A 6,648-nucleotide genomic window follows, 5' to 3' on the forward strand; every position below is an offset into this window, starting at 1 on the left:
CGAATACAACATGTGCCAAATCGGGCTTCCGGTAAATCCAGCCACGGTATCCACTCCCAGTCGCTTGGCCACTTCGGCCGTTTTTACCATTTCTTCGGCTGCACGCTGACGCACACCTTCCGGATCGCCATCGCCCCAAACCTGTGGGCTGGCAATACTTTTGTGCCGCTTATCGATAGGATCGCAAACACATTGCCCATCAAGGTGCGTGGAAATGGTAAATAACTGTAAATCATATTTATTGAGTAATTCTTTTCTGTTATCGCAGTATGCCTGGTCAGCTTTTGCAATTTCCATGTGATCGCCCCAGGTACATAGTTCCAAACCATCGTAGCCAAATTGTTTTGCTTTCTGACACATGGTTTCAATAGGCAAATCGGCCCATTGTCCGGTAAAAAGTGTTACTGGTCTTGCCATTATTGTTGTAGTTTTAAGTTCATATATTTTTATGAGCAGGTGACTTGTAATCACCTGCTCATTCATTTCAAATTATATCGCCAAATTTTACCCATTTCACCTCGTCGTTGGACCCGGCACTAACTACGGTATCGATAAACTGCATTCCGCGAATACCGTCTTCAACGCCCGGGAAATCCAGCATTTCGGGTGTAGGTTCTTCACCGTTGGCTTTTGCACGAACGGTAAGTGCAAAATTGCGGTAAATATTGGCAAAAGCTTCCAGGTAACCTTCAGGGTGTCCGCCCGGTGTTCGTGTATTATGCAAGGCTGCCGGAGCATCCAAACTGGTTCCGGTCCGTAAGATCTGTACCGGTTGGTCGATCCATTTTAAAATTAAAGTATTGGGTTCGTGCTGGTTCCATTCCAGCCCACCTTTTTCGCCGTAAACCCTAATTTTAACTGCGTTTTCTTCGCCGGCAGCAACCTGACTGGCCATAAGAACACCTTTGGCTCCGTTATCGAAACGCAACAAAGCAGCACCATCATCATCCAATAAACGATTAGGAACAAAAACATTGATTTCAGCACAAAGCTCTGTTACTTTTAACCCTGTAATATATTCGGCCAGCTGATGTGCATGTGTCCCAATGTCGCCCATACAACCGGCTTTCCCCGATTTTTTTGGGTCGGTACGCCAACTTGCCTGTGCATTTCCTGCGTCTTCCACTTTCGATGAAAGCCACCCCTGCGGATATTCAACAAATATTTTTCTGATTTTTCCAAATTTACCTTCGGCAACCATTTGTTTGGCTTGTTTAACGGCAGGGTAACCCGAATAAGTATGTGTTAACGCAAAAGTTAAGCCGGTTTTATTGATTTGTTCTTTAAGTTGATATGCCTCATCCAATGTAAATGTTATCGGTTTATCCAGCACCACATGAAAACCATGTTCAAGTGCCATCATTGCCGGTGCAAAATGCACAAAATTGGGTGTTACTATCGAAACAAAATCCATTCGTTCGCCTTCCGGAAGTTTGGCTTCTTTTTCAAACATTTCCTGATAGGTTTCATAGACTCTGTCATCTGGTAAATAATATAATTTTCCCGATTGTTTTGATATTTCAGGGTTTACACTAAAACAGCCGCAAACAAGCTCAATCTGGTTGTCCATAAAAGCTGCCAAACGGTGTATTGCTCCAATAAACGCGTCGGTGCCTCCACCAACCATTCCCATACGAAGTTTTCGATTCATCATGATCTATTTAGTTTATATTGATTCAGTATTATTTCATAAATTTAAGAACTCTTTTTAAGGAAGCAATAAAATACATCTTCTTCTTTCTGTTCTATTCTGTTTACTTTCGGTACTCTATTCATAAATTTGAAGTACACGTATAAAATATCGTTATGAACTCCCAGTATAAGGATTCACAAAACACTGTTTTATACCTAGTCGTATTGATTTATTTTACAAGAATCAAAAGGTTGTATGAATGAACTGTACCACCGCAGAATATACGAGTTTGCGTAGGGTATGATGTTTCTATATTTGCCTCAGGGAACTGGTTATCAGACTCTCGACAGGCAAGTTAACCCCATTAAATCCCAACGGTAGATCATTGGAATCAGTTCAACTTTATCATTTCAGGGCACTTCGTTTCTGAAATTAGCGTCTCACTGAATTAAAATTCAATAATAATTCCGATGGTTGGTAAAACCGTTCCCGACTTGCTTTCAATTTCGTTCAGCACATAACGCGTTCCATTGTCGGTTGTAAGGAAATTCCCGTTGGCATCTTCGGCACGAACTACAATATCGTTTTCCTGCGCCTGGAAATTATAAAGGTTTTGAATGTCGATATAAAATTTAGCGGTGAGTTTTTCGAAATAGTAGGATTTATCTACGCGAATATCGAGCTGATGAAAAGGGTCAAAGCGTTTGGCATTAAGCTGCGTATAATCGTAATACGGTCCGCCTTGCAGGTTCCAGGCTTCCACCAGCGATGATTTTTCTATATCCCACGTCGTATAAGGCAAACCACCCACAAAACGCCAGCGTGCACCTACGCGCCAGTTACGTTTCAAGTCTTTAGTAGTAGTAAGTGTAATCAGGTGCTTCGCGTCCCAACTTGAGGGGATGTAAGCGCCTTCTCCGTCATTAAATTCGCTACGTACCAAGGTGTACGAAAGGTTGAAATTAAATCCGTCAGTAGAATTAATACGCGCCTGAAATTCGGCTCCGTAAGCTCTTCCCTCGGAGGTTGAGGTTACTTCTTCGTCGCCAACTACACCATAATCGGCTCCCAGATTCGCCAAACTTACCTGGTCGTTCACCGAAAACGGATATTGTGAATAACCTTTCCAGAATGCCTCGGCCGATAACTGCACCGCTGGTCGGGGACGAAATTCCAATCCTCCAATAACATGATCTACCGCAATGTATTTCAGATTGTTGGCTTTATTCACTAAAACATCGTTCTCCTTGTAACCCAGCGTTGTATAAGCCGGCAATTGGTAATAACGTCCGGTATTAAAATTCAGGCTCCACCGATCGGTTAAGGTGTACGATGCTGAAAAACGCGGCGAGAACTGATCCAACAAGTTCTTCATGCTCGACGAGTAATTATTCGCATCAGCGCGCACGCCCAGCGAAAGTGCCAAGCGTTCGCTAAAAACCGACTTGCTGAGCTGTGCAAACAAACCGTATTTCACGAGGTTAAGATCGGTGTTGTAACTCACATCAACCGGCTGTCCCTCGTAAAATCGGCGGAATTGCGAGCTGTTCTTGTAGCTTACAAAATCGAGGTTGGCACCAAAATTCAGTTTAAAACCATCCATACGCGAAGTGTTCTCGAAACGAAACTTGTTTTCGGCCTCCTGCGAGTCGTAATCAAGAATTTTATTCTCTTCCGAACTCTTATCATTATCAAGGTATTTGTAGGCGTTATTGTCTAAATGACTGCGACTTGCCACAAAAGTCTGGTAGCTGTTATCGCGGTAATGTTTGTAAACCGCACCCACCGTGTACGACCATTGTTTGTTCACCGGAATTTCGCTGAGAATGTACTTTTGCTCGTCGTCGGGATCTTCAATATCTTCATTCAATTCAAACAAATCGTTGGCTCCCAAACCAATCAGGGTCAACTCATTCTTTTTATCGAAACGGGTGCGTACCTTAAACTGCATATCGGTAAATGTGGGTAAAAACGGCAATTCCAGCGCACTAAACAAAAACTGCAGATACGACTGACGTATTGAAACAACAAAGTTTGTCTTTTCTCCAATAGGGCCATCCAAAGTTGCTGCAATTTCCGATGCGCCAAGCGTTCCATGAAAATTTAGTTTCTCCTCGTTCCCATCGATCTGGTAAAATTCCATCACACCGCTTAAAGCATTTCCCCGGTTGGCCGGGAAAGCGCCGGAGTAATAATTTACCTCGCGAATAAAATCGGCATTTAAAATGCCAACCGGGCCTCCGGAAGCTCCCTGCGTGGCAAAGTGGTTGATAAACGGCACCTCAACACCATCAAGATAAAAGCGACTTTCTGACGGGCCGCCGCCACGGATAATAATATCATTGCGAAAAGCGGGCGTTGACTGCACACCAGCAAATGACTGAATGATTTTTGAAATATCGCGGTTGGCACCGGGGCTTTTTTCAATTTCTCCAATACCAATACTTCGCAAGGAAACCGGACTTTCAATGGTTTTTCGGAATGGAGATGCTGTAACCGTAACTTCATCCAGCTCCGAAACCGTTTTTTCGAGTAATATTTCAACAAAAGGAGCGCTCGAATTATTTACCTCCACCTCCGATGAAATAGCCTTTTTATAACCTACAAAACTGGCTTCAATGCGAATGAATCCAGGAGTCAGATTTCTAAACTCGAAGTGGCCTGACTCATCTGTTACCGTTCCGTTCGAGGTACCCGATACCAGCACATTAACAAACGGTAATGGTTCATTGCTCACTGCATCCACAACTTTTCCTGTTACTGCGGCGTTTTGTGCAAGCATACTTACAGGCAATCCGAATAAAAGAAAAATTAATCCGAGTCTTCTCATTGTTTTTGTTTAATATTTCTGTCAAATTTCCAAACAAAACTAAATAATAAAAGTTGAGAAAGGATTATTGTTTTTATAAATTAGCCATCGAAAAAGTAAAAAGCAGATGCGTGTTGTAATTCAAAAAGTAAAGGAAGCTTCGGTAACCGTTGAAAGCGAAAAAATATCGGCCATAAAAAATGGACTGCTGATTTTGGTTGGCATCGAAAACGATGATACACAGGAAGACATTGATTACCTGGTAAAAAAATCGACACAGCTCCGGATATTTGATGATGAGAACGGTGTGATGAACCGCTCGGTTATGGATGTTGACGGCGATATAATTGTGGTGAGCCAGTTTACCCTACAGGCCAAAACCAAAAAGGGTAACCGCCCATCGTACATCCGGGCTGCCAAATCCGATATCTCTATTCCCATGTACGAAAAATTTGTGGCCGCCATGGAAAAGGCTCTTGGCAAAAAAGTGGGAACCGGAAAATTTGGTGCCATGATGGATGTGTCGCTGATTAACGATGGTCCGGTAACCATTATCATCGACTCTAAACAAAAGGATTTTTAATCCCAATAAAGCACTATGAAAAACGAACTCACAATTCCCGAAGCTCAAAAGCAGGTTGACGAGTGGATAAAAACCGTTGGTGTGCGCTACTTCAGCGAACTGACGAATATGACAATTCTTACCGAAGAAGTGGGCGAACTGGCGCGCATTATGGCCCGAAAATATGGCGATCAGTCGTTTAAAAAGTCGGATGAAGAATTTGACCTTGCTGATGAAATGGCCGATGTTCTTTGGGTGCTCATTTGTCTGGCCAACCAAACCGGAGTGGATCTGAATGACGCCTTTCTGAAAAATATGGAGAAAAAAACCAAACGCGATGGCGACCGGCATAAAAACAATGATAAACTGAAATAACACCAATATATAAGAATAATTGTGTAAATATTTGAGTTGTCTATTTTTACTATTGCTGCCGCAGGCCTTCATTTTTGTCTTGACACAAAAACGAAGCACTTGGAAGACATTTCCGAGCCAATACTGCTATTGGTCCGTCCACTAATGCAACACCAGCTACACTGGAGCCTGACCTCGGCCGGTGAGCCGGAAAACAAGCGGTGACGGCGTTAAAAAATTACTGATGTTTGAGGAGGAACGACGAGTTTCAGGAATTTTAGTCGGCATCGCGTACCTGCCTGCCGGTAGGCAGGGCTTTTCCGAGAGAAGCGGGCGCAGCCTTGGGTTCTCTGTCTACTGTTTGGGCTAAGCCAAAGAGTAGAATCAGCCTGATAAGGCAAAAACTGGTTTCTTGTGGATTGTTGCTTTATTCAATTTAGAAACCTCTGGAGTTAAAGTTTATAATAATAGGTAGCCTGTTTTTCCTGAAAACTACACTTTTGTTATTTTGAAATAATATTCCGGCCATCCGGATAAAATTTTAAGAAAAAACAGCAAAATCTTATTGAATTAAAAATATCAGAAATTACCTGTACGTTATAAAACATTTACTACAAACGGGTTTCATGATGAAATTTCTACTTTCATTAAAGAAAAATCGCTTACTTTGCTAATGCAACAAAAGTTGCAAAAAGAATACAAAACAAGCAGACTTAAAACGTAAACAATGGAAAATCTCGATTGGAAAAACCTTGGGTTTGGATACCGCGATACCGACTATAACGTTCGTTGCTACTATCGCAACGGCAAGTGGGGAGAACTTGAAATCAGCTCATCAAACGTCATTAATATTCATATGTCGGCAACGGCATTGCATTATGGGCAGGAAGCTTTTGAAGGACTAAAAGCCTTTAAAGGAAAAGATGGAAAGGTAAGGGTTTTTCGCATGGATGAAAATGCCAAACGTATGCAAAATTCTGCCGATGGTATTCTGATGCAGAAACTTCCGGTTGAGAAATTTCAGGAAGCCGTTCGAATGGCTGTAAAAATGAATGAGCGCTTTGTTCCGCCTTATGAATCGGGTGCTGCGCTATACATTCGTCCGTTGTTAATTGGTACCGGACCACAAATTGGTGTTGCTCCGGCCGAAGAGTACCTGTTTATGGTATTTGTAATGCCTGTTGGTCCTTATTTCCCTGAAGGATTTAAACCTACCAACCTGGTAATTTACCGCGAATTCGACCGTGCTGCTCCGCAAGGAACAGGAAAATATAAAGTTGGCGGAAACTA

The 6,648-nt window shown here is 42.5% G+C and carries 6 protein-coding genes; 3 read left to right on the forward strand and 3 right to left on the reverse strand.

The window, feature by feature from the left end:
- From ABZB17_RS18915 to ABZB17_RS18925, 3 genes are all read right to left on the reverse strand, one after another.
- The coding region (locus ABZB17_RS18915; RefSeq protein ID WP_372652517.1) for a sugar phosphate isomerase/epimerase family protein at positions 1–417 on the reverse strand (417 nt) is incomplete at its 3' end.
- A gap of 67 nt (positions 418–484) precedes the next feature.
- Complete coding sequence (locus tag ABZB17_RS18920) at positions 485–1,654, reverse strand: Gfo/Idh/MocA family protein (protein ID WP_372652519.1); 1,170 nt, start codon at positions 1,652–1,654, stop codon at positions 485–487.
- Positions 1,655–2,081: 427 nt separating this feature from the next.
- Complete coding sequence (locus ABZB17_RS18925) at positions 2,082–4,463, reverse strand: TonB-dependent receptor domain-containing protein (protein WP_372652521.1); 2,382 nt, start codon at positions 4,461–4,463, stop codon at positions 2,082–2,084.
- A gap of 106 nt (positions 4,464–4,569) precedes the next feature.
- On the opposite strand from ABZB17_RS18925, the gene dtd reads away from it, so the two are divergent.
- From dtd to ABZB17_RS18940, 3 genes are all read left to right on the forward strand, one after another.
- On the forward strand, positions 4,570–5,025 hold the full coding sequence (gene dtd / locus ABZB17_RS18930) for a D-aminoacyl-tRNA deacylase (protein ID WP_372652523.1): 456 nt from the start codon (positions 4,570–4,572) through the stop codon (positions 5,023–5,025).
- A 15-nt stretch (positions 5,026–5,040) separates the two neighbouring features.
- Positions 5,041–5,379, forward strand: coding sequence for a nucleotide pyrophosphohydrolase (locus tag ABZB17_RS18935; protein WP_372652525.1), 339 nt, complete (start codon positions 5,041–5,043; stop codon positions 5,377–5,379).
- A 706-nt stretch (positions 5,380–6,085) separates the two neighbouring features.
- A partial coding sequence (locus tag ABZB17_RS18940) for an aminotransferase class IV (protein ID WP_372652527.1) occupies positions 6,086–6,648 on the forward strand: 563 nt, incomplete at its 3' end.

The sequence above is a fragment of the Draconibacterium sp. genome (genome assembly GCF_041583095.1).
In the GTDB taxonomy this organism is placed as follows: domain Bacteria; phylum Bacteroidota; class Bacteroidia; order Bacteroidales; family Prolixibacteraceae; genus Draconibacterium.

Excerpts from the sequence above, each read along its gene's own strand:
- ABZB17_RS18920 (WP_372652519.1), bottom strand. The coding sequence starts at position 1,654 with ATGATGAATCGAAAACTTCGTATGGGAATGGTTGGTGGAGGCACCGAC.
- ABZB17_RS18925 (WP_372652521.1), bottom strand. The coding sequence starts at position 4,463 with ATGAGAAGACTCGGATTAATTTTTCTTTTATTCGGATTGCCTGTAAGT.
- dtd (WP_372652523.1), top strand. The coding sequence starts at position 4,570 with ATGCGTGTTGTAATTCAAAAAGTAAAGGAAGCTTCGGTAACCGTTGAA.
- ABZB17_RS18935 (WP_372652525.1), top strand. The coding sequence starts at position 5,041 with ATGAAAAACGAACTCACAATTCCCGAAGCTCAAAAGCAGGTTGACGAG.